The organism is Enterococcus sp. C65 (genome assembly GCF_040887165.1).
In the GTDB taxonomy this organism is placed as follows: domain Bacteria; phylum Bacillota; class Bacilli; order Lactobacillales; family Enterococcaceae; genus Enterococcus_B; species Enterococcus_B hirae.
Genome location: NZ_JBFOFG010000006.1, coordinates 170,604 through 197,157, shown reverse-complemented (window position 1 = coordinate 197,157; position 26,554 = coordinate 170,604). Strand labels below are relative to the sequence as shown.

General features: G+C 37.8%; 30 protein-coding genes, 2 tRNA genes and 1 riboswitch. Of the genes, 29 read left to right on the top strand and 3 right to left on the bottom strand.

Going from position 1 to position 26,554, the window contains the following annotated elements; all coding sequences use genetic code 11:
• Positions 1–114: 114 nt before the first annotated feature.
• On the top strand, positions 115–1,140 hold the full coding sequence (locus AB3I12_RS08795) for an alpha/beta hydrolase (protein WP_063627408.1): 1,026 nt from the start codon (positions 115–117) through the stop codon (positions 1,138–1,140).
• 172 nt (positions 1,141–1,312) lie between these two features.
• Positions 1,313–2,449 carry an ArgE/DapE family deacylase gene (locus tag AB3I12_RS08790; protein WP_063627407.1) on the top strand — a complete coding sequence of 379 codons (1,137 nt, stop codon included), beginning with the start codon at positions 1,313–1,315 and terminating at the stop codon, positions 2,447–2,449.
• Positions 2,450–2,604: 155 nt separating this feature from the next.
• Here the strand turns inward: AB3I12_RS08790 and AB3I12_RS08785 are convergent, their stop codons facing one another.
• Together AB3I12_RS08785 and AB3I12_RS08780 are read right to left on the bottom strand one after the other, a co-directional pair.
• Entirely contained in the window at positions 2,605–3,171 is a 567-nt protein-coding gene (locus AB3I12_RS08785) for an ECF transporter S component (protein WP_063627406.1), read from the bottom strand.
• 5 nt (positions 3,172–3,176) lie between these two features.
• Entirely contained in the window at positions 3,177–4,151 is a 975-nt protein-coding gene (locus AB3I12_RS08780; protein ID WP_063627405.1) for a nucleoside hydrolase, read from the bottom strand.
• Between the two features lie 23 nt (positions 4,152–4,174).
• Positions 4,175–4,219: riboswitch (PreQ1 riboswitch) on the bottom strand.
• Between the two features lie 213 nt (positions 4,220–4,432).
• Here AB3I12_RS08780 and AB3I12_RS08775 point away from each other — a divergent pair.
• The 27 genes from AB3I12_RS08775 to AB3I12_RS08645 all read left to right on the top strand — a co-directional run bounded on the left by AB3I12_RS08775 (position 4,433) and on the right by AB3I12_RS08645 (position 25,752).
• The gene (locus tag AB3I12_RS08775; protein WP_063627404.1) at positions 4,433–5,428 is read left to right on the top strand and encodes an alpha/beta hydrolase; all 996 of its coding nucleotides are present in this window, start codon (positions 4,433–4,435) and stop codon (positions 5,426–5,428) included.
• A 71-nt stretch (positions 5,429–5,499) separates the two neighbouring features.
• On the top strand, positions 5,500–5,775 hold the full coding sequence (locus AB3I12_RS08770; protein WP_010718605.1) for a GNAT family N-acetyltransferase: 276 nt from the start codon (positions 5,500–5,502) through the stop codon (positions 5,773–5,775).
• Positions 5,776–6,054: 279 nt separating this feature from the next.
• Entirely contained in the window at positions 6,055–6,291 is a 237-nt protein-coding gene (gene secG / locus AB3I12_RS08765) for a preprotein translocase subunit SecG (RefSeq protein WP_010718604.1), read from the top strand.
• A 220-nt stretch (positions 6,292–6,511) separates the two neighbouring features.
• A complete protein-coding gene (locus AB3I12_RS08760) occupies positions 6,512–7,261 on the top strand; it encodes a carboxylesterase (protein WP_034699138.1) in 750 nt (249 codons plus the stop codon).
• A 2-nt stretch (positions 7,262–7,263) separates the two neighbouring features.
• On the top strand, positions 7,264–9,630 hold the full coding sequence (rnr, locus tag AB3I12_RS08755) for a ribonuclease R (RefSeq protein WP_063627403.1): 2,367 nt from the start codon (positions 7,264–7,266) through the stop codon (positions 9,628–9,630).
• A 39-nt stretch (positions 9,631–9,669) separates the two neighbouring features.
• Complete coding sequence (smpB, locus tag AB3I12_RS08750) at positions 9,670–10,134, top strand: SsrA-binding protein SmpB (RefSeq protein WP_010718601.1); 465 nt, start codon at positions 9,670–9,672, stop codon at positions 10,132–10,134.
• Positions 10,135–10,434: 300 nt separating this feature from the next.
• Positions 10,435–11,154: a F0F1 ATP synthase subunit A gene (gene atpB, locus AB3I12_RS08745; RefSeq protein ID WP_010718600.1), complete on the top strand. Its 720-nt coding sequence runs from the start codon at positions 10,435–10,437 to the stop codon at positions 11,152–11,154.
• 50 nt (positions 11,155–11,204) lie between these two features.
• Positions 11,205–11,420 carry an ATP synthase F0 subunit C gene (atpE, locus tag AB3I12_RS08740; protein WP_010718599.1) on the top strand — a complete coding sequence of 72 codons (216 nt, stop codon included), beginning with the start codon at positions 11,205–11,207 and terminating at the stop codon, positions 11,418–11,420.
• A 209-nt stretch (positions 11,421–11,629) separates the two neighbouring features.
• A complete protein-coding gene (atpF, locus tag AB3I12_RS08735; protein ID WP_010718598.1) occupies positions 11,630–12,154 on the top strand; it encodes a F0F1 ATP synthase subunit B in 525 nt (174 codons plus the stop codon).
• Positions 12,141–12,683 (top strand): ATP synthase F1 subunit delta, encoded by a 543-nt coding sequence (gene atpH, locus AB3I12_RS08730; protein WP_034699144.1) that lies wholly within the window; start codon positions 12,141–12,143, stop codon positions 12,681–12,683. The genes atpF and atpH overlap by 14 nt, the downstream gene beginning before the upstream one ends.
• A gap of 22 nt (positions 12,684–12,705) precedes the next feature.
• On the top strand, positions 12,706–14,262 hold the full coding sequence (atpA, locus tag AB3I12_RS08725) for a F0F1 ATP synthase subunit alpha (protein WP_010718596.1): 1,557 nt from the start codon (positions 12,706–12,708) through the stop codon (positions 14,260–14,262).
• A gap of 13 nt (positions 14,263–14,275) precedes the next feature.
• Positions 14,276–15,178 carry a F0F1 ATP synthase subunit gamma gene (locus AB3I12_RS08720; RefSeq protein ID WP_010737986.1) on the top strand — a complete coding sequence of 301 codons (903 nt, stop codon included), beginning with the start codon at positions 14,276–14,278 and terminating at the stop codon, positions 15,176–15,178.
• 22 nt (positions 15,179–15,200) lie between these two features.
• Complete coding sequence (gene atpD / locus AB3I12_RS08715; protein WP_010718594.1) at positions 15,201–16,607, top strand: F0F1 ATP synthase subunit beta; 1,407 nt, start codon at positions 15,201–15,203, stop codon at positions 16,605–16,607.
• 13 nt (positions 16,608–16,620) lie between these two features.
• A complete protein-coding gene (locus tag AB3I12_RS08710) occupies positions 16,621–17,043 on the top strand; it encodes a F0F1 ATP synthase subunit epsilon (protein ID WP_010718593.1) in 423 nt (140 codons plus the stop codon).
• 206 nt (positions 17,044–17,249) lie between these two features.
• Positions 17,250–18,758: a hypothetical protein gene (locus tag AB3I12_RS08705; protein ID WP_231105511.1), complete on the top strand. Its 1,509-nt coding sequence runs from the start codon at positions 17,250–17,252 to the stop codon at positions 18,756–18,758.
• A gap of 144 nt (positions 18,759–18,902) precedes the next feature.
• On the top strand, positions 18,903–19,754 hold the full coding sequence (locus AB3I12_RS08700) for a hypothetical protein (RefSeq protein ID WP_231105510.1): 852 nt from the start codon (positions 18,903–18,905) through the stop codon (positions 19,752–19,754).
• A 449-nt stretch (positions 19,755–20,203) separates the two neighbouring features.
• Positions 20,204–20,437 (top strand): DUF1146 family protein, encoded by a 234-nt coding sequence (locus tag AB3I12_RS08695; protein WP_010718588.1) that lies wholly within the window; start codon positions 20,204–20,206, stop codon positions 20,435–20,437.
• Positions 20,438–20,541: 104 nt separating this feature from the next.
• Positions 20,542–21,843: a UDP-N-acetylglucosamine 1-carboxyvinyltransferase gene (gene murA / locus AB3I12_RS08690; protein WP_010718587.1), complete on the top strand. Its 1,302-nt coding sequence runs from the start codon at positions 20,542–20,544 to the stop codon at positions 21,841–21,843.
• Between the two features lie 12 nt (positions 21,844–21,855).
• The gene (locus AB3I12_RS08685; protein ID WP_010718586.1) at positions 21,856–22,032 is read left to right on the top strand and encodes a DNA-directed RNA polymerase subunit beta; all 177 of its coding nucleotides are present in this window, start codon (positions 21,856–21,858) and stop codon (positions 22,030–22,032) included.
• 180 nt (positions 22,033–22,212) lie between these two features.
• Positions 22,213–22,482, top strand: coding sequence for a membrane protein insertion efficiency factor YidD (gene yidD, locus AB3I12_RS08680; RefSeq protein WP_063627401.1), 270 nt, complete (start codon positions 22,213–22,215; stop codon positions 22,480–22,482).
• Entirely contained in the window at positions 22,469–22,966 is a 498-nt protein-coding gene (locus AB3I12_RS08675) for an N-acetyltransferase (RefSeq protein WP_063627400.1), read from the top strand. The genes yidD and AB3I12_RS08675 overlap by 14 nt, the downstream gene beginning before the upstream one ends.
• 80 nt (positions 22,967–23,046) lie before the next feature.
• On the top strand, positions 23,047–23,934 hold the full coding sequence (locus AB3I12_RS08670) for an ROK family protein (protein WP_025480524.1): 888 nt from the start codon (positions 23,047–23,049) through the stop codon (positions 23,932–23,934).
• 83 nt (positions 23,935–24,017) lie between these two features.
• Positions 24,018–24,251, top strand: a complete 234-nt coding sequence (locus tag AB3I12_RS08665; protein WP_010718582.1) for a DUF2969 domain-containing protein — start codon at positions 24,018–24,020, stop codon at positions 24,249–24,251.
• 87 nt (positions 24,252–24,338) lie between these two features.
• Positions 24,339–24,419: transfer RNA gene (locus AB3I12_RS08660), tRNA-Tyr, on the top strand.
• Positions 24,420–24,425: 6 nt separating this feature from the next.
• A tRNA-Gln gene (locus AB3I12_RS08655) sits at positions 24,426–24,497 on the top strand.
• A gap of 120 nt (positions 24,498–24,617) precedes the next feature.
• Positions 24,618–24,788, top strand: a complete 171-nt coding sequence (locus AB3I12_RS08650; RefSeq protein WP_010718581.1) for a hypothetical protein — start codon at positions 24,618–24,620, stop codon at positions 24,786–24,788.
• Positions 24,789–25,044: 256 nt separating this feature from the next.
• On the top strand, positions 25,045–25,752 hold the full coding sequence (locus AB3I12_RS08645; RefSeq protein WP_010718580.1) for a GntR family transcriptional regulator: 708 nt from the start codon (positions 25,045–25,047) through the stop codon (positions 25,750–25,752).
• A gap of 95 nt (positions 25,753–25,847) precedes the next feature.
• Here AB3I12_RS08645 and AB3I12_RS08640 read toward each other — a convergent pair whose 3' ends face one another.
• Complete coding sequence (locus AB3I12_RS08640; protein WP_025480523.1) at positions 25,848–26,489, bottom strand: YigZ family protein; 642 nt, start codon at positions 26,487–26,489, stop codon at positions 25,848–25,850.
• Positions 26,490–26,554 lie beyond the last annotated feature (65 nt).

The following is a 26,554-nucleotide window of genomic DNA, read 5'->3' as shown; positions in this document are numbered from 1 at the left end:
GTTTATCCTAACAAAAACTGAATTACATAATCGTTTTTTGTCACGTTTACAAACGATTTAATTATTGCTAAGATATTATGATAAAAGGAAAAAACAGAATAATGGGGAAAGTGTATGAAAGCAAAAATTTTAAAAGGGTTCAAATGGTTCGGTATTTTGCTTCTCAGTACCATTTTATTGGTCGTGATTGCTTTTCAAGTTTCACCGAGACCGGGTGCTTATGTGATCCGACATCTGTTTAGCGATGCTGTAACGATCACAGATAAAGAGACGTATGAACAAGCAAAAGATTCCACCAGTTCGCTCACTGATCGTTCTTATCAATCACAATTCAAAAAAAACAACTACGATATCTATTATCCTAAAGGCAGTGAGGGACCTTTACCCACGTTGATCTGGGTTCACGGTGGAGGCTATGTGAGCGGGGATAAAGCAGGTGTAAAAGAATTTGCAACAAGATTAGCTTCAGATACGCACATCGCAGTTGTTGCTATGAACTATGAACCGGCACCTAGCTCTCAGTATCCCAATCAAGTAGTACAAGTCAATGAATTAGTCCAACAATTAAAAAAAGAGAACAATCAGAAGTTGGATCTTTCAAAGCTGATTTTTGGTGGCGATAGTGCAGGCGCTCAGATTGCCTTACAGTATGTTACTATCCAAACAAATCAACAGTATGCAAAAGAAATGAAGATGAAACAAATGATTGATCCAACAGCGATCAAAGGAGCCATTTCTTACTGTGGACCAGTTGACTTGCAACAAACAGCAAAACAGCAATCGAGTGATCGATTGATGCATTTCTTCGTTAAAACGGTAGCTTGGTCTTTGATTGGAACGAAAGATTGGCAAACAGACGAACGCTTATATCAAGCCAGTTTAGTTGATCAAGTGTCAAAAGACTTCCCGCCTACGTATATCACAGATGGAAATTCGTATTCATTTCAAGATCAAGGGATTGCTTTCGCAAATAAATTAAAAGAGTTAGACGTTCCTGTAGACGAACTATTTTATAAAGACCAGAAAAAAGAAATCAGTCATGAATATCAATTTAATTATTCATTGCCAGAATCAAAAACTTGTTATGAGCAGACGGAGCGGTTCATTGAAAACTGTTTTCGATCTACAACAGCTCAATAACGAATTGCCGAAGCATCCCGAAATAGCTCCTTCTATTTTGGGGTGCTTCGGTGTCTTTAGACATAGGAGTGTCAATGGCTGCTGCTAACTAATCGACTGAGAATGGATGAATGATTGAAAATAATACACTGTTTCAGTAAAATAGAAAGAAACAGCAGGAGTGTGGGACAGGATGGGAAATGAAGAAAAAATAGCTATTTTACAAGAACTGATCCGAATCAAGTCAGTGAATGGGAACGAAGGGGAAGTAGCCGCCTACTTAAATCAATTATTGAATCAACATGGAATCCAAGGAGAAATCGTTTCTCATACTGAGGGGCGTGATAACTTGGTGGCGACGTATCAAAATGGTCACGGAAGAGTATTAGGTTTGTCTGGCCATATGGATGTTGTGTCTGCAGGAGATGAATCGAATTGGACCTATCCGCCTTTTGCAGCAGAAATAAAAGGCAATCGTTTGTATGGTCGTGGTGCTACCGATATGAAAAGCGGGCTAGCCGCTATGGTGATTGCGATAATTGAATTGAAAGAGTCTGGCAAACCGTTTAATGGGACAATCAAATTATTAGCGACAGTAGGGGAAGAAGTCGGAGAATTAGGTAGTGAACAACTGACAAAAGCAGGTTATGTCGACGATTTAGACGGACTGATCATTGGGGAACCTACCAATTACCATTTGATGTATACTCACATGGGTTCAATTAACTATACCGTTGTTTCTCATGGTAAAGAAGCCCACAGCTCAATGCCTCAAGAAGGCTACAATGCGATCAACCATTTAAATGAATTTATTACGCGTGCAAACGAGCAAATGAATGCTTTAGCTCAAACCTTCCAAAATTCAGCGTTAGGAAAAACGATTCATAACGTTACAGTGATCAACGGAGGAAATCAAGTCAACAGTATTCCAAGTCAGGCGCAATTACAAGGAAATATCCGCTCAATCCCTGAATTTCCAAACGATCAAATCATTGCTTTATTACAAAAGATCGTGGATGAATTGAATGAAGGAACGAACTATCACTTAGAATTGACGATCGACTACAATAAGATTCCTGTGAAAGCAAATCCTGATTCTTCGTTGATCCACCATATTCAAAAACAGTTCAAGCAACCATTGCCCCTAGTAGGTGCAGCAGCAACGACAGATGCAGCTGAATTTACTAAATCTGCTCACTCCTTCGATTTTGTGGTATTCGGTCCTGGAGTCGTAAACTTGCCTCATCAAATAGACGAGTATGTAGAAATCGATAATTATTTGGATATGATTGACACATATCAAGCGATCATCTTGTCTTATTTAGCATAACAGCCTATTTTGGTTCAAAGTACAAATGAGAACCTTCAATCAAATCAAAAAACGCAAAACAAATTTTCATGTTTTGCGTTTTTTTGATTGAATGATTGAAGTAACCGACTTCTATTCGCTCGTGTATTTACTCTAGCTCATCACAACTGCGTAGATCAAATCGCTCTGTTCACGACCCTTTTCGGCAATGCCGAGACGACAAGAGTGACGACGACTACTGAGAGCAGGCGATCAAGGTAATCGGTGCCCGCTTGAACGAGAATCACGCTCATTGTTTGATTGAACCCAATTCCATGGAGGAACTGAACGATCATGCTTGAACCAGAAGAAGTGACTCCCCCAAAGAGTTTTACAGTGATTAGGGAAGAAAGAATGGTCCCAGGCAATGATAAAACAAGTGCCCAGAAAACTAAGGTCCAGCGGTTCTTATTTCGAGTGAATCGTTGATGGAAAATCACTCCAGCAAGTAAACCTGTTACCATTTGAACAGGTGAATAATACAACGAGAAGATATCGGTGGTAACACCACTTAATACCCCGCTGGCCAAGCCAGTGAGTAACCCAAATACCGGACCAAACAAAGTCCCAGCGAATATGGTACCGATCGAATCAAGATAGATCGGTAATCGTAGCCATAATGCAATGGTTCCGCCGATATAATTGATTCCGATACATAAAGCGACGATCGTAATCGTCTGTGTGGTGATTCTTTTTTTGCGCATGTTTTTCATCCCATCTTTAATCTTTCCAGATCTTTTTTAATCGTTTCTTCTTGTGCATTTAAAAGAACGGTCAAAAACTTCCGAAAAAATAGATGAGTATCAACTTCTGTCATAATGGTGCTGTTTGGTGCTTTTTGCCAAAAATCAAAGCGATCGACTAGTGTTTGCCCACGGCTGATTCCTTGCGTTTCAACAGCGGTATAACTAGTAAATCCCTGACAAATGCTTTCGTCGATAAAGTAGGCAACGGCCAGAGGATCATTGATGACGCACCCTAGGATTCTTTCTTGTTGCCAGTGAAAATCAAAATAAAAACGAGTGATCGCTTTTAGAAATTCTCCTTCCTCAGGATTGAGCTGACAACAATATTCTAATAAGGTAGGTGTCAAAACGATTTCTCTCGTAACATCTAAACCGACCATTTCAATCGTGTTCCCTAAATTTTCAAACACAAAGGCAGCTGCATCAGGATCGCACCAATAATTGTACTCAGCAACTGGTGAACAGTTTCCTTGGCTTTTGTAGGTGCCACCCATTGAAATAAATCGCTCGAAATGTTTCCCTAAATGTGGATTTTTCATCAAAGCACGAGCAATATTGGTCAAAGGGCCAAGTGCAATGACCGAGGTGTTTGTTTCTTTAGAAAAGTATTCCGCCAAAAAATCGACTGCTGATTTTTCTTCTATTTGTTTTTCTTGTACTTGAGCAAAGTTTGTCTCGCCTAATCCGTCCATCCCATGAGTGTCTTGTGCGCTAATAAACGGCTGTTTCAACGGTTGTGTTTCCCCTTGATAGACGGGGATGTCTAAGCGTCCGCATCGTTTCAAACATTTGAAAACATTTTGGCTACCGATCGTCACAGGTACATTGCCGCAGACCGTCGTGATCGCAACTACCTCGATTTCGGGGGACTTGATGGCTAACATCAATGCTAAAGTGTCATCGATTCCAGGATCGCAGTCAATAATTACTTTTCGCATTATTTCCAATCTCCTTTCTGTAGAGATACTTAGTTTTTTATTCTGGGAAGTTTCCGAACCAGTCCAAGGATACTCCTTGATTAAAATGCACGGAATCAGTATACTGGCTTTTAAATAAAATGTAAATGTTATCTTATTTTTTATTCCTATTTGATTGATTTTAAATTTCAATGAAGCCTAGGGTGAAAACTTGAGCAGTTTTTTTAGAAAATGGTACAATGGAATAGAAGGCTATACGGATTGATAATAGAAAAAATATTTATGGAAAGCGGGGAAGATAAGTGATTGTCATGTATCTTATTCTTATAGTTCTCATTTTAGGCGCAGTCATTTATCGTGGACTTTCTTCTTACTATGCGCAAAAATTAATTCAATCGGGTTTACAAAGAGGATATGATTGGTATGAGAAAACAGGTCATCAGTTGATGGACCCATCGGCTTTTACGATCGTGGAAAAGCAACGGCAACTTGCGGAAACAGAAGCTGAGGGCTTTTGGAATAAAGGCAAAGAAATCGAAGTCAAAAGTCATGATGGGTTAAAACTGTTAGGACGAATCTTTCAAAGTTCCTCTCCTAACAAAAAATGGGTTGTTTGTGTCCATGACTATCGAAGTGATGGGAAAACAGATATGTCTTATATTGGAAAGAAATATGCAGAAGCAGGGTTTAACGTCTTGATTCCTGATTTGCGTGCTCACGGTAAGAGTGAAGGAGAAATCATCGGAATGGGTTGGTTGGATCGTTTAGACTTGATTATCTGGATCAACTATATTTTACAGCTGCAGCCAGATGCTAACATTATTTTACATGGGAGTTCAATGGGTGCCTCTGCTATCATGATGGCTAGTGGGGAAAAACTACCTCCTGCAGTTCGAGGGTTTATCCTAGATAGCGGGTTTGTTTCCGTCTATGCGGAGTTTCGCTACATGTTGAGCAAACTAACCTTTCTTCCTAAAAAAATGATCATGCGCCATGCAAATCGCTATGCAAAGAAATATGCTGGTTATTCTTTGAAACAGGCGTCAGCAACCCGTCAGTTGGGCAGTAACCATCTGCCAGTATTGATCATTCATGGGGAAGAGGATCAGTTCGTTCCAGTCAGTGCCGCTTATACGATCCAAAATGCAACAGCTGGTGAAAATGATCTTTTTCTGATCCCAGAAGCCCAACATTTAGAAGCAGCCGTGAAAGATCCCACCAAATATTGGACGGTTGTTTTCTCATTTATCGAACAGCGAATCGATTGGAGAGAATCAGGTTATTCCGAGTATAAATAATTGTTTGCTGAGAACTAGACTGTTAGAATCAAGGAGAACAAATTATTTGGTCAATACGGGGAGTGGCGAAAATGGAAATCAAAGAAGAAAAAAATCGTTTCGTATTATTGAATGATGAAGCAAAAGAAATCGGGGAAATGACTTGGTCTGATGCAGGACCAGACATCATGATCATTGATCATACATTTGTAGAACCAGAGTATCGTGGACAAAAATTAGCAGAAAAATTAGTGCTTAATGGCGTAGAACTAGCTCGAAGAGAAGGTAAAAAAATTATTCCATTGTGTCCATATGCGAAGAAAGAATTTGAAAGAAAACCTGAATATCAAGATGTGCTTCGTAAATAATCGACTCGTTTTCGTACGATCGTCAATGAATGAAATGACAAAAAGTGGATCTATCCGCTAAATGAACTTTTTTTAAATTAGAGAAACCGAAATTGTAGCAACCGGCTATTAACGTTGTTATTCTTTCGGTTTTTTCATCTTTTCAGTCTTTGCCCATGAATAAGTGCTAATACTAAATGTTATCTAAAATTGGAGCCCCATTCGCAAGAGAAGGTTGTCAGAGTTTTTTTTATATGATAAAGTAAAATAGATGATATTTTACGGAAAGGAGGCTGCTTAATGTATAATGTAATTTTAGGAATCGTGATCGTGTTATCGATTGTAATGGTCATTGCAATCATGATGCAACCAAGTAAACAAAACAGTGCAGCAAGTGCATTTACTGGCGGAGCGGATCAATTATTCGGTAAACAAAAAGCACGTGGTTTTGAAGCAGTCATGCAACGTTCGACAGCGGTAATGGGTGCCATTTGGATGATTTTATTATTTGTACTAGCCTTTTTATCTTCTAAATAAAAAGTTGATTTAACGATTAGTCGAAATAATTATGAATCGTTTTTTCGTTCAAAAAATTTCGGCTTAATTTTTTAAGTAGTTGATTTGAATGAGCGAAAAAAGAATTCCTTTCATGCAGAGCAGTGATTGACGTCGCGGCTCTTTTTTATTTGCCAAAAGAGCGGTTTTGTCCTAAGGGATCGCCAATCTATGTTAAAATGAGAAGAACGAGGTGAACCTAATGAAAAGTCTACCAAAACCCCTTTATGCAAAACATAGCAAGAGAGCTGTGCTACTCTTACATGCCTATTCTGGAAGTCCGAATGATGTGCGCATGCTGGCTCGATATTTGGAAAAGTCAGAATATACTGTCTATGCTCCATTATTTACTGGACATGGAACGCTAGCTCCACAAGACATTTTAGCGCAAAAAACGGAAACATGGTGGGAAGATACGAAACAAGCCATCCACTTTTTAAAAGCAGAAGGTTTTTCCCAAGTTGCCGTTTTTGGATTATCAATGGGAGGAATCTTCGCTGTTCGAGCATTAGCAGAACAGCCAGAGATCATTGGTGGCGGATGTTTCTGCTCGCCGATTTCACCAGTTGAAAATCATGTGCCAGAAAATTTTGAGCGATATGAACGTTATGTGCTAAAACTTGCAGGGGAATCTGAACAGGAAATCGAAGAAACTGTCGCTGCGCTTCGACCAAATGTTTATCAGCAATTAGCAGAGATACAAAACCAAGCAGCAATTACAGAAGGAAAACTTAGTGACATCCAAGCACCTGTTTTTTTAGCCCAAGCCGGTCAAGATGAAATGATTGATCCAGCTGGAGTTTACGAAACAGCAAAAAAATTAGCCGATAAAAGAGTGACCCTTCAATGGTATCCCAACAGCAAACATGTGATCACCGTTGGAGAGTCTAGAAAATTACTGGAAAAAGATGTGTTGGAGTTTCTAGAGAATTTACCTTGGAATGAGGAATGAAAATGACAAAAGAAACATTGAAAGAAAAAATTATTTTTTTTATTGAGAGCGAGCGCAAAAAAAGCTTTTCAATGGAAGAAATCGCCCAAGGATTGGGCTTGCAAAAAAGTGAAGATTTCAAGCTACTCGTTCAGACAATCGCTCAAATGGAACGAGAACAAAGTGTGGTCTTTACCAAAAAAGGAAAAGTGAAGCTACCATTAAAACCAGTATTGATCGAAGGAACGTTTCGGGCCAATGAAAGAGGATTCGGCTTTGTGACGATTGATCCAGAAGAAGATGATATCTATATTCCTAAAGAAGCAACCGGGTATGCCATGGATGGCGATACGGTAGCGATCGATATCATAAAAACGGCGGATACTGCGATGGATCGTGGAGCAGAAGGTAAAGTAGTTGAGATCCGCAAACGAGCAACTAAGCAGTTAGCTGGAGAATTCGTGGCTTACACAGACGACGAGATAAATGAAACGGATCTTTATGGGGTGGTTATCCCAAAAGACAAAAAATTGAATCAGTTTAAAGTTTATGCAGCAGCTGAAGGGATTCGACCAGTTGATGGGAGTATCGTAATGGTTGAGCTGACCCATTATCCTGAGAAAAACTACGCGACCAGTTTAGAAGGTATTGTCAAACAAGTCATCGGCCATAAAAATGATCCTGGAATGGATATTCTATCGATTGTTGTCTCAAACGGGATTCCGACAAAATTTCCAGATGATGTCTTGGCAGAAGCTGATCAAGTGCCAGATACGATCAATGAAAAAGACCTAGTTGGCCGGAGAGACTTACGTGAACAATTGATCGTGACGATTGACGGAGAAGATGCCAAAGATTTGGATGATGCCGTTACTGTGAAAAAATTAGCCAACGGTAATTATTTCTTAGGTGTACACATTGCAGATGTTTCCAATTATGTGACCGAAGGAAGCCAGTTAGATCGTGAAGCTTACGAACGAGGAACGAGTGTGTATTTAACCGACCGTGTCATTCCAATGATCCCACAAAGATTATCAAACGGGATTTGTTCATTGAACCCTCACGTACCAAGACTAACAATGAGTTGTGAGATGGAGATTGATCCAAATGGTCAGGTGGTATCTCATGATATTTTCCCAAGTGTCATCCAAACGACGGAACGAATGACCTATACAGCGGTCAATCAGATTTTAGAAGAACAAGATGAGCAGGTAATGGAACGGTATAAGCAATTAGTGCCGATGTTTCAAGAGATGCAAGAGCTACATCAGATTTTAGAAGAAATGCGGATTCGTCGAGGAGCGATTTCTTTTGAAGACCGTGAAGCAAAAATACTCGTAGAACCAGATGGACAACCAACTGATATCTTATTGCGAAGCCGTGGCGTAGGCGAACGGTTGATCGAATCTTTCATGTTGGCGGCAAATGAAACGGTGGCGGAACATTTTAATAAACGCAACTTTCCATTCATTTATCGGATTCACGAGCAACCTAAAGAAGAAAAGATGCAACGTTTCTTTGATTTTGCTTCTGCACTAGGAATCGTCGTTCGTGGAACAAAAGGAACGATCACACCTAAAGATCTTCAAAAAGTCATTGAAAACGTTGAAGACAAGCCGGAATCAGCTGTTATCAATACGATGCTGTTGAGAAGTATGCAACAAGCACGTTATTCAGAAGATAATTTTGGGCACTATGGATTAGCTGCGGAATATTATACGCATTTCACTTCGCCTATCAGACGTTATCCAGATTTGATCGTCCATCGCTTAATTCGCTCGTATGGACAAGACCCAAGTGAAGCAAATCAAACTTATTGGGAAAATGAGCTACCCGAAATTGCGGAGCATAGTTCGAAGATGGAACGTCGTGCGGTCGAGGCAGAGCGTGAAGTAGATGCAATGAAGAAAGCTGAATACATGATGGATAAAGTAGGAGAGGAATTTGAAGGGATCATCAGTTCAGTTGTTAAATTTGGGTTGTTTATCGAATTACCCAATACGATTGAAGGGTTGATCCATATCAATGAGTTGAAACAAGACTATTTCCACTTTATTGAGAATCATTTAGCATTAGTAGGCGAACGAACAGGGTTAACTTTTAAAATCGGTCAAAAAGTGCGGGTAAAAGTCATCAAAGCAGACCCGGAAGAACGTGCAATCGACTTTGAATTGATTGATGCAGAAGAAATCGTTCCATTAGAACGTCCAAAAACGTCAAACAAAAATCGTCCTTCTAATCGTCATCAAAAGCGTTCATCAAAATCTCATACTGAACGGAATGGAAAGAAAAATTCCTATTCAAATGAGCGGAAAAAAGGAAAAGGACCATCTAATAAAAAAGGGAAAAAACCTTTTTATAAGGGAATTAAGAAGAAAAAGAAAAAATAACCAATAACCACTATGAATACCAGTTTGGAGGAATGTCATATGCCAAAAGGCGACGGAAAGTTAATCGCCCAAAATAAAAAGGCTCGCCATGATTATTCGATTATCGATACGATGGAAGCAGGAATGGTGCTGCAAGGAACAGAAATCAAATCGATCCGAAACAGCCGAATCAATTTGAAAGATGGATTTGTCCGTATTCGAAACGGTGAAGCATTTTTGCATAATGTTCATATCAGTCCCTATGAACAAGGCAATATTTTTAACCATGATCCGTTACGAACAAGAAAGTTACTATTACACAAAAAACAGATTTCACGGCTAGAGACTGAAACAAAAAATACCGGGGTCACGATCGTCCCCTTAAAAGTATATATTCGTGATGGGTATGCCAAAGTTTTGATTGGTCTTGCGAAAGGGAAGAAATCTTATGACAAGCGAGAAGATCTAAAAAGAAAAGATGTGGATCGTCAAATTGATCGAACATTAAAAAATTTCTCTAGATAATTTCATTATCCTTTTTCGCATATTCGGTGCTTTTAGGTTTACTTAATGATAAAATTTGTTAGCATTTAATCTGATAAAGCATGATATCACAGGTTTTTTCTTGTAAAACGCCACGATGATTTCTAGGAAAAAGCAAACTTTTTTGACTGAAATAAAAAATTGTCTGATTTTCATGAAAATGTTTTGAATTTTCTGTTTCATGGTGGTATGATACCGTTTGGTTAGAAAACGATTTAGAAAAACCAGATGTACACATGAATTTGATTTTATGTGAAATTCAGGGAAAAGAGGTGAAATGGATTGGATGAACGCTCGCTAACGTTCCATATTGGACCGGTTTGGTTTGATGGTACTGTTTGTATGATGGTGTTATTGACCTGTTTGATTGTCTTCTTCTTAGTTTACTTCTTTACAAGAAATCTTAAGATGAAACCAACGGGGAAACAAAATGCGCTGGAATGGGTCATTGACTTTACCCGAGGGATCGTAACAGATAATCTGCCTAGAAAAGAATTGAATAATTTTCATTTGTTGGCTTTTACATTGTTCTTGTTTGTCTTCGTGGCAAATAATATAGGTTTAATAACGAAAATCGTCTTACCTAGCGAAACAACACTTTGGAAAAGTCCGACAGCAGACCCGTTTGTTACTTTAACTTTGGCATTTATAATGATCACACTTACTCATTTATTCGGGGTGAAAAAGCTTGGATTTAAAGGGTATTTTGTAAATTCGTTCTTGAAACCATATAGTTTCATGTTTCCAATGAAGCTGATCGAAGAATTTACGAACCTATTAACACTTGCTTTGCGTCTTTACGGGAATATCTACGCGGGGGAAGTTTTACTTACCTTGATTGCCAATATGATGAATAATTTAGGTTGGTTCTCATTACCGTTAGCAATTCCTTTAGAGATGGTCTGGATCGCATTCTCATTGTTTATCGGAAGCATCCAAGCATTTGTCTTTGTCACTTTATCGATGGTATATATGAGCCATAAGATTGAAGTAGAAGAGTAACATCGTTTTTAACAAACTACTATTTATCTATATTTAGGAGGAAATAAATTATGAATTATATCGCAGCAGCAATCGCAATCATGGGAGCAGCTATCGGAGCTGGTTATGGTAATGGTCAAGTAATCTCTAAAACAATCGAATCAATGGCACGCCAACCTGAAATGTCTGGTCAATTACGTACAACAATGTTCATCGGGGTAGCCCTAGTTGAAGCTGTTCCTATTCTAGGTGTGGTTATTGCCTTGATTCTAGTCTTTGCTGTTTAATCAATTAACTGTTTGAGGATAGGACTACTGTCACTAATCCTCTTTTAATTGTCAAAAACTGAAAAAAAACAACCTGATTATTTTCAAAATAATTGAGTTGTTTCATCATAATACTAGAACAAAAGGCGTTGAGGAGGCTGTTTCAATCATTGAAGTCAGGATTCCTTCATCATCCATGAGATACACCTTAAAGAAAGGAAGGCTAGCCTATGCTGAATCAATTGGCAATTGCAGAAGTTGGTAATCCGATGTTAGGTAATATCATCGTTGTCAGCGGCTCATTTTTGATACTAATGTTTCTATTGAAACATTTTGCTTGGGGACCAATCAGCGATATTTTGAAAAAACGTGAAGATAAGATCGCCAATGATTTAGATTCTGCCGAAAAATCTCGCATCAATTCAGCAAAAATGGAACAAGAACGCGAACAACAATTGTTAGCGTCTCGCTCTGATGCAGCTGATATCATTAAAAATGCGAAAGAAAGTGGAGAATTAAGCCGTCAAAATATTTTGAAGGAAACGCAAGAAGAAGTTGCACGTCTAAAAAGCAAAGCGCAAACTGATATCATGTTAGAACGTGATACAGCTTTAAACTCTGTAAAAGATGATGTAGCAGATCTTTCTCTTCAAATCGCGGCTAAAATCTTGAACAAAGAATTGTCTCCAGAAATGCATGAATCTTTAATCAATCAATATATCGAAGGTCTAGGTTCTTCAAATGAAACTAGATAAATATACTGTCGGCAGACGCTACGGTAAAGCACTATTTGAACTGGCGATCGATTCAAATAGCGCAGAAGAAATTTACCAAGAATTACTAAGCTTACGCCAAATCTATAGTGAAGTACCTGGATTAGGCAACGTACTTAGTGACGTCCGCTTAGAACCTCACGAAAAACGAATCATTATGGATAAACTTGTCAGTGGGTTTGACGGTATCGTGAAAAACTTTTTAGAAGTGGTCTATAGTTATAATCGGATGTCTGAATTATCGTTTATGATCGATGAATACGAACACCGTTACAACGATTACAAAGGACTACTTTTAGGTAGTGTAAAAACAGCAGTACCACTTTCTGATGAACAATTACAAAAACTAGAAATGAATGTTGCAAAAACAATGGACTATCAAACAGTTGAATTGAAGCAAATCGTTGATTCTTCTATTATTGGTGGGGCAATTGTTGAAGCCAACCATCGAGTGATCGACGGAAGCATTCGCACGCAATTAGAAAAAATGCGTAATCAATTAAATAGATAGTACAAAGAGGTAGGTGAATCGAATGGCTATCAAAGCAGAAGAAATTAGTGCCTTGATCAAAGAACAAATTGAAAATTATCAAAACGTGCTTTCAGTCGAAGAAATCGGTACCGTGACTTATGTCGGTGACGGGATTGCTCGTGCACACGGTTTAGAAAATGCGATGAGTGGTGAGTTGCTTGAATTTTCAAACGGCTCATACGGAATGGCGCAAAACTTAGAATCAAATGATGTAGGTATCATTATCCTTGGGGATTTCGAATCCATTCGTGAAGGAGACAAAGTAAAACGAACAGGTAAAATCATGGAAGTTCCAGTTGGGGACGCCTTGATCGGACGTGTCGTTAATCCGCTAGGTCAACCAATCGATGGGTTAGGAGAAATCGTTACAGATAAAGCTCGACCAGTCGAAGCGATGGCACCAGGCGTTATGCAACGTAAATCTGTCAATGAACCAATGCAAACAGGTCTAAAAGCCATCGATGCTTTAGTTCCAATCGGACGCGGTCAACGTGAATTAGTTATTGGTGACCGTAAAACGGGTAAAACATCTATCGCAATCGATACGATCCTTAACCAAAAAGGTCAAGATATGATCTGTATCTATGTGGCGATCGGTCAAAAGGATTCTACTGTGCGTACACAAGTAGAAACTTTGAAAAAATATGGAGCAATGGATTACACGATCGTAGTCAATGCGGGTGCATCACAACCTGCGCCATTACTTTATATTGCGCCTTATGCAGGAACTGCAATGGGTGAAGAATTCATGTACAACGGCAAACATGTATTGATTATCTTTGATGACTTATCAAAACAAGCTGTTGCTTATCGTGAACTTTCATTGCTATTACGCCGTCCTCCAGGTCGTGAAGCTTATCCAGGGGATGTTTTCTACTTGCACTCACGTTTACTAGAACGTGCGGCAAAACTAAGTGATGATTTAGGTGGCGGTTCAATGACTGCTTTACCATTTGTTGAAACACAAGCTGGAGATATCTCTGCTTATATTCCAACAAACGTTATTTCAATCACTGACGGACAAATCTTCTTAGAAAGTGACTTGTTCTACGCCGGAACTCGTCCAGCCGTTGATGCTGGTTTATCCGTTTCCCGTGTAGGTGGTTCTGCTCAAATCAAAGCAATGAAAAAAGTGGCAGGAACATTACGTCTTGACTTAGCAAGTTACCGTGAATTAGAAGCATTTACCCAATTTGGTTCTGATTTAGATGCTGCGACTCAAGCGAAATTGAATCGTGGACGTCGTACAGTTGAGATCTTGAAACAAAAACTTCATGCACCACTAGCTGTTGAAAAACAAGTAGTTATCTTATATGCTTTGACACATGGATTCTTAGATAGTATTCCAGTTGACAGCATCTTAGATTTTGAACATGAATTATTTGAATATCTAGATACGAATCATGCAGATATCTTTGAAACAATCCGTACAACGAAAGATCTTCCAGAAGAAGAACGATTGAATCAAGCGATCCAAGAATACAAAGATATTTTCTTAGCGACAAAAGGAAACACTTCTTCAACAGAAGACAAATTGAAATCCATTCAAAATGCATAGTGAGGTGAGATGAATGGGCGCTTCATTAAATGAAATCAAGACTCGGATTGCTTCAACGAAGAAAACGAGTCAAATCACTCGAGCAATGCAAATGGTGTCCGCTTCTAAACTGACAAAATCTGAAGCTTCTTCTCAGAAGTTTCAGATTTATGCAAATAAAGTCAGAGAAATCGTCACTCATTTGACAGCTACTCAACTAAATGATATTGCTTCTGATAATCCTCGTGGAGATATCAATTACAATAGTATGTTAATCAGCCGTCCGGTAAAGAAAACGGGGTATATCGTGATTACCGCTGATGGTGGTTTAGTTGGTGGCTATAACAGTTCGATTTTAAAGCAAACAATGTCTATTTTAGAAGAAGACCATAAATCTCCTGACGATTATGTGATGATCGCAATCGGAGGTACAGGTGCAGATTTCTTCAAAGCTAGAGGAATTAATTTGGCTTACGAATTACGTAATTTATCGGACCAACCAAGTTTTGATGAAGTGCGTAAAATCGTAGGTATGGCAACAACGATGTATCAAAATGAAGTATTTGATGAATTGTACGTATGCTACAATCATCATATCAATTCACTAACTAGCCAATTTCGTGTAGAAAAAATGCTGCCAATTTCAGATTTAGATCCAGAAGAAGCAACTACTTTTGACCAAGAATACATTTTTGAACCTTCAAAAGAAGAAATCTTGGCGCAGTTATTGCCTCAATATGCGGAAAGCTTAATCTATGGTGCAATCGTTGATGCGAAGACAGCAGAACACGCTGCCGGCATGACTGCCATGAAGACAGCAACGGATAATGCTGCAACGATCATTGATGATTTGACGGTATCTTATAACCGTGCAAGACAAGGGGCTATTACCCAAGAAATTACCGAAATTGTTGCCGGAGCTTCGGCGCTAGAATAGTATTGAGATTGGAGGAAAAAAGATGAGTTCAGGCAAGATTGTTCAAGTAATCGGTCCCGTTGTCGACGTGGAATTTTCTTTAGACCAATCCTTACCAGATATCAACAACGCATTAGTTGTTTATAAAAATGATGAGAAAAAATCAAAAGTTGTTCTTGAAACAGCATTAGAATTAGGGGACGGAGTGATCCGTACCATTGCCATGGAATCAACAGATGGTTTACAACGTGGTATGGAAGTTATCGATACTGGTAAAGCCATTTCTGTTCCAGTAGGGAAAGATACACTAGGACGTGTATTCAACGTTTTAGGAGATACGATCGATTTAGGATCATCTTTCCCAGAAGATGCAGAACGTAGTGAGATTCATAAAAAAGCACCAAGCTTTGATGAATTAAGTACTAGTACGGAGATCCTTGAAACTGGGATTAAAGTTATCGATTTGTTAGCACCTTACTTAAAAGGTGGGAAAGTTGGATTATTCGGTGGTGCCGGTGTAGGTAAAACGGTATTGATCCAAGAATTGATCCATAATATTGCCCAAGAACATGGTGGTATTTCTGTATTTACCGGTGTTGGGGAACGTACTCGTGAAGGAAATGACCTTTACTATGAAATGAAAGATTCAGGCGTTATCGAAAAAACAGCGATGGTGTTCGGACAAATGAACGAACCACCAGGTGCTCGGATGCGGGTAGCTTTGACTGGTTTGACGATCGCTGAATACTTCCGTGATGTAGAAGGTCAAGACGTGCTATTGTTTATTGATAATATTTTCCGTTTCACCCAAGCTGGTTCAGAAGTATCTGCCCTTTTAGGTCGTATGCCTTCTGCCGTTGGTTACCAACCAACGTTAGCAACTGAAATGGGTCAATTACAAGAACGTATCACATCAACGAAAAAAGGTTCGATCACTTCGATCCAAGCAATCTATGTACCAGCCGATGACTATACTGACCCAGCGCCAGCAACAGCATTTGCCCACTTAGATGCTACAACAAACTTAGAGCGTAAATTGACAGAACAAGGGATCTATCCAGCCGTGGACCCATTGGCTTCATCTTCAAGTGCTTTGGCACCTGAAATCGTTGGTGAAGAACATTATAAAGTAGCGACTGAAGTCCAACATGTCTTACAACGTTACCGTGAATTACAAGATATCATTGCGATCTTAGGGATGGATGAATTATCTGATCAAGAAAAAGTTTTAGTTTCACGTGCACGTAGAGTTCAATTCTTCTTGTCACAAAACTTTAACGTAGCGGAACAATTTACAGGTCTTCCTGGTTCTTATGTACCAGTTGAAGAAACAGTCAAAGGTTTCCGTGAAATCTTAGAAGGTAAATACGATGATCTTCCTGAAGAAGCATTCCGAAGTGTTGGTAGAATAGAAGACGTCGTAGAAAAAGCGAAAAAACTAGGCTACTAGAAAGGGGTGCCCCATGGATCAATATTTAACTGTGAATGTGGTGACTCCTGACGGTTTGGTCTATGATCACCATGCAGCGATCGTAGTAGCACGTACTACAGCGGGGGAACTTGGTATTTTACCTAAACATGCGCCGATCATTGTTCCATTAACAATTGATGAAGTCCGTGTGAAGAGAACAGACTCTGATACCCACGTCGATTGGATTGCTGTCAATGGCGGAATCATGGAGGTTCGTGACAATGTTGTTTCAATCGTTGCCGATAGTGCAGAACGTGAAAGAGATATTGACGTTTCTCGGGCAGAAAGAGCCAAACAACGTGCTGAGCGACAAATCGCAGAAGCAAAAGAAAAAGAAGATACGAATGAATTGAAACGTGCGACAGTTGCTTTGCATCGTGCGATCAACCGAATCAAGGTTTCAAAACATTCTTAAAAGCAACGAATGAGGACCTAACAAGTAGGCCTTAAAAAATCCAAGATTCTTAAGGAGATTCCTTAGAATTTTGGATTTTTTTATTGGTAGTTATATTCTAAACATAAAAAGTAAAGAACAATTACTTCTTTGTTACATAAAAATATGGAACTTTCATCATTATGATACTATGGTAAACTAATTGCAGTAAAAAAGGAGGTATCATAATGCCCAAAAAAATTCAACGGTTTTCCACAGAAGACACAAAAGAAGAAACACATATGCAACAAAAAACGCTATCTTACTCAGAAATAGTAGGCAATCTTACGGATGATCAAACAGTTTCGTTACATAAACAATTACAAGAATTTAGGGACTATCTTTTAAATAAGAGCCTTGAATCAGAAAAACAAGAAAAAGAGGAGTTTCCATCTAACAGACATCATTTTGGTCCACCTCTATCGGAAAATAATACAGGTAATCTTGCTGAGCAACAACACTCGCGATCGGAAATAATTCAAAGAAAGAGAACGTTGCAAAACATTATTAACGAAAATGAACTGAAAATGATTCAAAACCAAGATAGTCATGCAGTGTTAGAACAGAATAACAAAGTACAAGTTCCTTCGTATAAGAAACAAAAAGTTGCTCCAGAGAACGAACTGGAAAATCATTTGGAGTACTCATTAGATGTCGAACGGTTACTAGAAATAGAAGAAATGTTGGGGATCAGAAACACTTCCCAATCAACAACGCTGTCTACCAAAGCCCAAGAGTCTTTATATGAAACTAAGGAATTTGTACAAGATACAAACGTGCCAATAGAAAGTAATAGCGAGTTCAGCTGTTCAACACAACAACCATTGGAGAATGGGCAGACAAGCACTCAAAGTAAGAAGGAACAAGCGCTTGTTGAATCAGTGAAGTGTTTGTTGGAGCAAAGACATAAACTATTTTTTTTGCAATTAGCTAAAAAACATGAGATGAGTTGTCAAACTGTAAAAAACATTTTAATTGAGAATAATATAGATGTAACTGCTGAGAATAATAAAATAAAAGTAGAGTCTGAAGAAAAAGCACGGCAATTATTAACGGAAGTATTTCACGGAAGGAAAAATTTATCATTTGAGAATATTAGACAAATGGTACGATTGAACAACAATGATATTACAATTTTAGCTAAGAATCACTTAAAAGTTCTCCTAGAACAAGCACACGCATCTCATCTGAATGGTTCTCAGAAGGAAACTTCAATAGATAGGATTCTTTTGACATATTCTGAATGGACTATGCCAATGCAATATAAATTGTCAAGGCTGGATGCTGAATTAAAAGAACAGATAGATAAATACGGCGTAATAAACATAAATGAAATATCAAAGAAAATACCATGTAGCCAAATTGATGTCATCAAGCGAACATGGCAGTTAAATTATCAGCAATATCTCCCACCAATTTATAAGTTTCACCCGCAGCCAAATGAGAAAATCCAAAAGCCATTTTATGATGCAATAATACAAGATAAATCGATTCCTACTGATCAAACAAATCAATTTTTTAATACTAGTACTGATCAAAACATTGCTTATTTGAAGGAACGAATAAAATTAAATCTCGCTAGAAAAGCTGAGTTTGAAACAGCAGAACAAAAAAACAAGACAATTATGGATCAGAGAACTCAGTTAAAAAAACAACCGATTAGAAAAAATCAATCTCTCGCTATGGAAGAACGTTGAGTGTTTTAATTTTCGTAGTATGACTATTTTTTTTGTTAAATCGGACTAGGACAAAAGAAAAAAGTTCAAAGGAGGACGATTATTGCTGCTATTATTTACCTTGAAAACTAAAAATAAATAAACTTATGGGAAGGAAAATGAACGATGAAACAGGAAATAATTCTATTTTATGGCTTATCACTAAAAGCGGAGAACTTACAGAAACAGATTGAAAAAATTAGAAACAAAGGATTCTATTCAAGTGATACTGAAGGACAAGGTCCCTGTGATATCAGAGAGTACAATAATCATTTTTCATCGATTACATATGATCACCCAAAAAATCCGATGAATCTTGAATACTTAAAAGATTTTTCAATAAATTGGAAAAAATATATTTCACCATTTAAAAAATGGTGGCCTTTATGGTCTTACTATTTTCAACGCACACAAGATACTGAAAAAAATAAAGTAATCAATTTTAATCCTGGGCTACATGAAGCTACGGAAAAAAATATAGAACATCTATGTAAGAAAAATTGCAAATATACAGGACAGCTGATTGTTAGAGGTTGTAAAATTGGATTAGACAGTGCAAGAGATAATGAAAATGTAACCATTTATTATTGTATTGATGGTTTAGATATGAAACGTATTATAGAAAAAAAAGATAAAAAGGCTTTCACTCCTAAAGAAATTCGCTATCTCTTTCGCAATTGGAAAGATTTTGAAGGAAAGGTACATTTTTTTGAAGATGGATATGAAGTGCCTGCACCTTGGAAAACATCTTCAAATGAATGGGAAAGTTATAAACCAAAAAGTTGGCAAGCGTTGAATGAACAACCACCCTTTCAAGAGAATCAAGTGAAACCAGAAACAATCAACCAACGAACATGTAAACAAAAGTATCTAAATGAAATAAAAAATAATTTATTTGAGCTAAAAGTAGCAGAACAACCACCCTTTCAAGAAAATCAAGTGAAACCAGAAACAATCAACCAACGAATATGTAGATAAAAGAATTTAAATGAAACAATAACAAATAACTTAGCTGACCTTAAAGTACAAGCAAAGAAGATGGCAAAAAAAAGAAATAGACTTGATTGTACGATCATCAAGAAATTAAACAAAGGATTTTTTGTTCCTACACTATAAGAGAGGGCATATATTTATATTAAATAATCGTTTAATTATCAATGGTAAATTCTATTATAATGATATGAGTACATAAGCAAATAAGGAACAACTTTCATCAAAAAAGCATGTGAAATAGTAGTTAAAATAGTTTATAAAAATAAGGTATTGAAACAGAGTCATCATTTGAATGTAAAGTTCTTGAAAATTCTCGTCTCGTTTAGCCAACAAATTCCATCTTTTTACAACCAATAATTTCTCTATTTTTCCAATTTATGGTATCATCATTTTGTTAGTTATTAAAAAAAGTATAATTTTGAAGGGACGTCACTATGCAAGTATACGGAATTGATGCAATTATTCGAATCGTGAGTCATTTAGCTTTTATTTATCTGGCTTTCTGGTCGTTGCGGTCACTGCGAATTGAGATGTTTTTTAAAAAAATGCATGATACGCAAATTCGAATGGCGATTGTATTCTTCTCTATTTTTTTAGGATATACTGCCAGTAATTTCTTCTTAGAAATTATTGCATTGTGTCGAAATCTTTTCGTTAGCCTGCAGTAAAAAAAAGGTACTATAAAAAAAGGTACTATTTTAATAAAAGAAATGATATAATAGAAAAGATTTTGAGCCTTTATAGCTCATTGGAATTTTTTGGGGGGAACAACATGGAAGAGATCATCGTCAAAGGTGGCAAACAATTGAATGGAACAGTAAAAATCGAAGGAGCTAAAAATGCTGTTCTACCTATTTTAGCTGCTAGTTTGTTGGCTGAAGAAGGAACAACCGTTTTAGACAACGTTCCAATTCTTTCTGACGTCTTCACTATGAATCAAGTGATTCGTCATTTAAACGTAGATGTAGTGTTTGATGAAGACAATAATCAAGTAACGCTTGATGCGTCAAGACAATTAGAAATCGAAGCGCCATATGAATATGTGAGTCAAATGCGTGCTTCTATCGTTGTAATGGGACCATTACTTGCTAGAAATGGTCATGCAAAAGTTGCCATGCCAGGGGGATGTGCGATTGGGAAACGTCCAATTGATTTACATCTTAAAGGATTCCAAGCATTGGGTGCGAAAATCATTCAAAAAAATGGCTACATCGAAGCTATTGCGGATGAATTGATCGGTAACACGATCTATTTAGATTTTCCAAGTGTTGGAGCCACTCAAAATATCATGATGGCAGCAGTAAAAGCTAAAGGAACAACGATCATCGAAAACGTCGCTCGAGAACCTGAAATTGTAGATCTTGCAAATATTTTAAATAAAATGGGCGCAAATATCTATGGTGCTGGTACGGAAACGATGCGTATCGAAGGAGTCGATCATCTGCATGCAGTGAAACACGCAATTGTTCAAGACCGGATCGAAGCAGGTACCTTTATGGTAGCAGCAGCGATGACTGAAGGAAATGTCTTGATCGCAGATGCAATCTCAGAACATAATCGTCCGTTGATTTCTAAATTAATTGAAATGGGTGCAACGATCACTGAAGAAGAAGGCGGCATTCGAGTTGTTGGTCCAAAACATATTTTACCAACTGACGTCAAAACAATGCCTCATCCTGGTTTTCCGACAGACATGCAAGCCCAAATGACTGCTATTCAGTTAGTCGCTGAGGGAACGAGCATGGTGACTGAAACAGTTTTTGAGAATCGCTTCCAACATTTAGAAGAAATGCGCCGTATGAACGCCCATGTGAAGATTGATGGAAACGTAGCGATTATGGACGGGAATCATGAATTACAAGGTGCTGAAGTTTATGCAACAGATTTACGAGCTGCTGCAGCATTAGTACTTGCTGGTTTAAAAGCAAATGGCATAACACGCGTTCGCAATCTTAAATACTTAGATCGTGGTTATTATCAATTCCATATTAAATTGCAAAACTTAGGTGCAGATGTGGAACGTGTGGCAATCGATCAAACGCCCGCTGATAAAACAGCTCAAGTCACTGTTTAAGGACGTGATAAAATGAGTAGCCAACGGTATATTTTAATCACATTGGTGAAGATTTTAGTTGTCATACTATTACTGATTCTTTTATTTATAGCTGGAACAATGATTGGATACGGGGTTATCGGTGGTGGAAATCCGTTTAAGGTTTTTCAACCAAGTTTGTGGCTGCACATCCAAGATTTTTTCAGATAAAGAGTTTTGTGAAAATGATAGTGTAAGCAAACAAAGGATTTCTTAAAACGAATTTTCGCTTTTGAGAAGTCCTTTTTTATTGTGAGTCATTCCACTGTTTGGCAGATTATTGCTCCTTTGAACAGTCGTTTGTCATGAATAGGAGAATGAGGATCAAAGCTTTAATAATGAGGTGATGAGATGAAAAAAATCTTAGTGGCTATTGTCCGTTTTTATCAACGGTTTATTTCTCCTGCTTTCCCACCTAGCTGTCGGTACTATCCTACTTGTTCAAACTATATGATACGTGCGATTCAAGTACACGGTGCATTTAAAGGAACGCTGATGGGGACAGCACGCATTTTGCGTTGCCATCCATTCGTAAGGGGCGGAATCGATTACGTGCCTTTAAATTGCCAATTGACACGTAATAAGAAAGATAAAGAGATGCCTAATTATGATGAAAAATAAACAGTCAGGTAAGACCGAGCATTCTGAAGAAAAAAGAATTGTCAAACTAGAGCAATCAACTTTACCTTGGTCATTATTGTTGGATGCAGATCCTGAAGAGGAAAACGTCCAACGATACATTGATCAAGGGGCTGGTTTTATATGGAAAGCAGAAAACGACATTCAGGGAGTGATCGTTTTTCTCACAAATAAATTAGTGTTTGAAATAATGAATTTAGCTGTAGCTCCAAAAGTTCAAGGTCAAGGAATCGGCTACGCGTTGCTTACCCATACACTAAAAGAAATGAAAAAGTTAAAAACCACCCAACAACAAGTCATTATTCGGACGGGGAGTACGTCATCAGCAGCTTTACAACTGTATAAAAAAACTGGCTTCCTGGAAATTTCTAGAGAAAAAGATTATTTTGTCAAAAATTATAAACAGCCAATCTATGAAAATGGCCAACGTTTACGAGATCAAGTAACTCTAGCAAAGAAAATTTGAACTCATCCATAAAAAGGCTTTCAAAATACTGTGGCTTGACTTAAAATAAAAACAGTATGAGAAAAGGAGACAAATAAATGATGGGTATTTTAGTTTTTGATTTTGGTGGTTCCGCAGTAAAATATGGCTATTGGAATGGACAAGCGCTTGAAGACACCAGCCAATTTCCGACTCCTAAGACATGGGAAGAAATGAAAGCGCATTTAAAACAGGTATTCCAAACGTTTGTAAAACAGAAGGCGATTGAAGGCGTAGCAATCAGCGCACCTGGAGTAGTGAATCAGGAGAAACAGCTGATTGAAGGGATTAGTGCCATTCCTTATATCCACGGATTCAATATTTTTCATGAACTGGAAGAACTCTTCCATTTACCAGTGACGATCGAAAATGATGCTAATTGTGCTGGAATGGCTGAGTATTATGAAGGCGCAGCGAAAGAATATCAACATGTAGCATTTGTTGTACTTGGGACTGGAGTAGGTGGGGCAATCTTTACCCAAGGACAACTAAATAAAGGCGCTCATTTGTACGGGGGAGAATTTGGCTTGATGTTCTTAGAAGGCAATCAAACATTTAGTAAGCTTGGTACAGCAGTTCAAATGGCTTGGCGTTACTGTGACCGTTTGGGAGTTTCACGTACGACTTATAGCGGAAAAGAAGTCTTTGAACGAGCAGAACAAGGGGATGAACTAGCAAAAGAAGAGGTAGATAATTTTTATAATTATTTAACAAAAGGTTTGTTTAGTATCCAATTTTCGATTGATCCTGAAGTCATCGTGATTGGTGGGGGGATCTCTGCAAAAGCAGGGTTATTAACAGAAATCAATCAACGAATGAAACAATTAACTACTGATTTAGAACTAAATGACTTTGATCCTAAAATTTTATTATGTGATTATCGAAATGATGCAAACTTGATTGGAGCAGCTGCCAATTTCACCGCTCAACGTGAAGGTTTAGTTCAATGATGCATAGCGTTGAACAAAACTTTTAGACATATGGTAGGCATTCCATGATTGAATATGATAAACTATCATGGAGGTGGAAAAAGATGTCAAAAAAAAATAAAGATATTGAAGTACGTATCGAAGAAGTCAAAAAACAAATCAAAGGAACAACTTATGATGTGACTCAGTTATTTATTGGTAAAAAAATGATTGGGGAAATTTTGGCTTATGGACCAAAAGAATTTGAAATTTTTTTTGGTGAAGAAGATTTTGGGAAAGAAAAGAGTCTTGAAAACGCGATAGAAACAGTTATTCGTCACTGGAATCTACACGAATAAAAAAATATCAAAAAAATTTTCAATAAGGGGTTGCAAAAATCTGGAAAATTAGGTATTATAACTAAGTCAGGTTGATACAAACCTTTCGGAGGAGTAGCGAAGTGGCTAAACGCGACGGACTGTAAATCCGTTCCTTAGGGTTCAGTGGTTCGAATCCACTCTCCTCCATTTCATTGGGGTATAGCCAAGCGGTAAGGCAAGGGACTTTGACTCCCTCATGCGTTGGTTCGAATCCAGCTACCCCAGTAGTACGGAGTGATCTATTAAGATCACTCTTTTTTTGTGTGAAAACAGCTTGTTTCTTGAAGATTATCAAGAAATAGGCTAGAGTGAATAGTAGATAGATCAAAAAAAGGGGGCAGTAAAATGAAGTGGAAAGAAAAAGTAGATGAGACTGCAGAGAAAATCTATGATTTGATTAAGTCGGAAAAGTATCAGGTAGAAGTCCGGTTACCGAAAAAATCAGAAAAAGCGATACAAGTGAAATCAAAGCGTCCAACCAATCACACAAAAAAATGGCTTTCAAAAAACCGTTAAGAATAACACAATCTCTAAAAAACAGTGATTTTGCTGTCTTTTGGAGATTTTGTTATTTTACAAAATGATTTTCAATCCTTCCACTTGGATTAAAGAGGAAGGACACACATTTACTTACATAAACTTTTGGATAAAATAATCGGGTTGGCAAATGATTGATCGACAATTAGTCGAGCAAAAGAAACTTTTTCCTTTTCAGTTGTGAACCAGGTATATACCAGTTATAATAAAGGAAATGAAAGGGCGGATATACGTTATGTCGAATCAACTACCAGTCTATATACAAATCCATGATCAGATCAAAAGTGAAATCGAACAAGGTATTTGGAAAATCGGTGATCGCCTTCCTTCTGAAAGAGAATTGGCAGTGAAATTCAATGTTAGTCGAATGACTTTACGTCAAGCCATTCAAAACCTGGCTGATGAAGGGATTTTGGAAAGAAAAATTGGCTCAGGTACATATGTAGCAAGAGAAAAAGTCCAAGAAAAGATGTCGGGTGCGACCAGTTTTACTGAAATTATGGAATCACAGAATCGAGTACCCTCTAGTCGGACAATCTCTTATTTTTTAACTTCCCCAAGTTCTAGTGAAATGGAGAAGCTGCAACTGGAAAAAGACGAAACGATTCTTCGTATGGAACGAATTCGTTATGCTGATGATATACCAATCTGTTTTGAAGTAGCCAGTATCCCGCAAAAGATTATTGCAGACTATAGTAAATCTGAAATTACCAATTCTCTTTATCGGGTACTCGAAGAGAAAAGTGGGCATAAGATCGGGGCAGCTAATCAAACAATCACAGCCATTCTTGCTTCAGAAAAAATTGCAGAATATTTAGAAGTAAAAAAAGGAGATGCTGTGTTACGTTTACGCCAAACTTCTTATTTTGATGACGGTACCCCATTTGAATATGTTCGTACGCAATATGTAGGGAATCGTTTTGAATTTTATTTAGAGAAATAAAAGAGGGACACGAAACAGTCCAAATAAAGAAGAGCCTGAGACAAGTTTTGTCCTAGGCTCTTCTTTTTTGATTTCGAGATCAGCGGATAGAGTGATTACTGGTCAGCTTCTACCAGTTGTTCATGATAGGAAATTGGACCATCTGTAAATTCCACCTGTCCATTCAATAATTCAACGACTGCTGTTTTAAATGCAGTAACTTCTGTTTCTACAATCAAACAGTGAACCGTGACTTTGTCTGTGTAGATCGTTTCTTTTATAGGAATATGTTTCAACTCAAGCATATTTTCTAATTTACCTAATTGCGGATAGGTGATATGGACAGCTATTTCTTGCTGTTGTGTTCCTTCAACGATCCCGATTTCAATTAGTGCGTGAGAAACAGCCTGTGTATAGGCACGAATCAAACCACCGGTACCCAATTTTGTCCCACCAAAATAGCGTGTGACGACAGCGACCACATTGATTAATTCATTTTTTTTTAGTACTTCCAGCATTGGGACACCTGCCGTACCACTAGGCTCACCGTCATCACTACTGCGTTGAATTTCATTTTTTTCACCGAGAACGAAAGCACTACAGTTATGGTTTGCTTTCCAATGTTCTTTTTTCATTGCCTGAATAAACGCTTTAGCTTCTGCTTCCGTTTCAATTCGTTTCATAGAGCAAATAAAACGAGATTTTTTGACTTCGATTTCTGCTTGACCGTCTGCTTGGATGGTTCTATAACTATTCAGCGTGATGCTTCCTCCTTACAAGTAGTTGATAATAGTCAAAGTATAATGAATTATTCCTTTAGTTT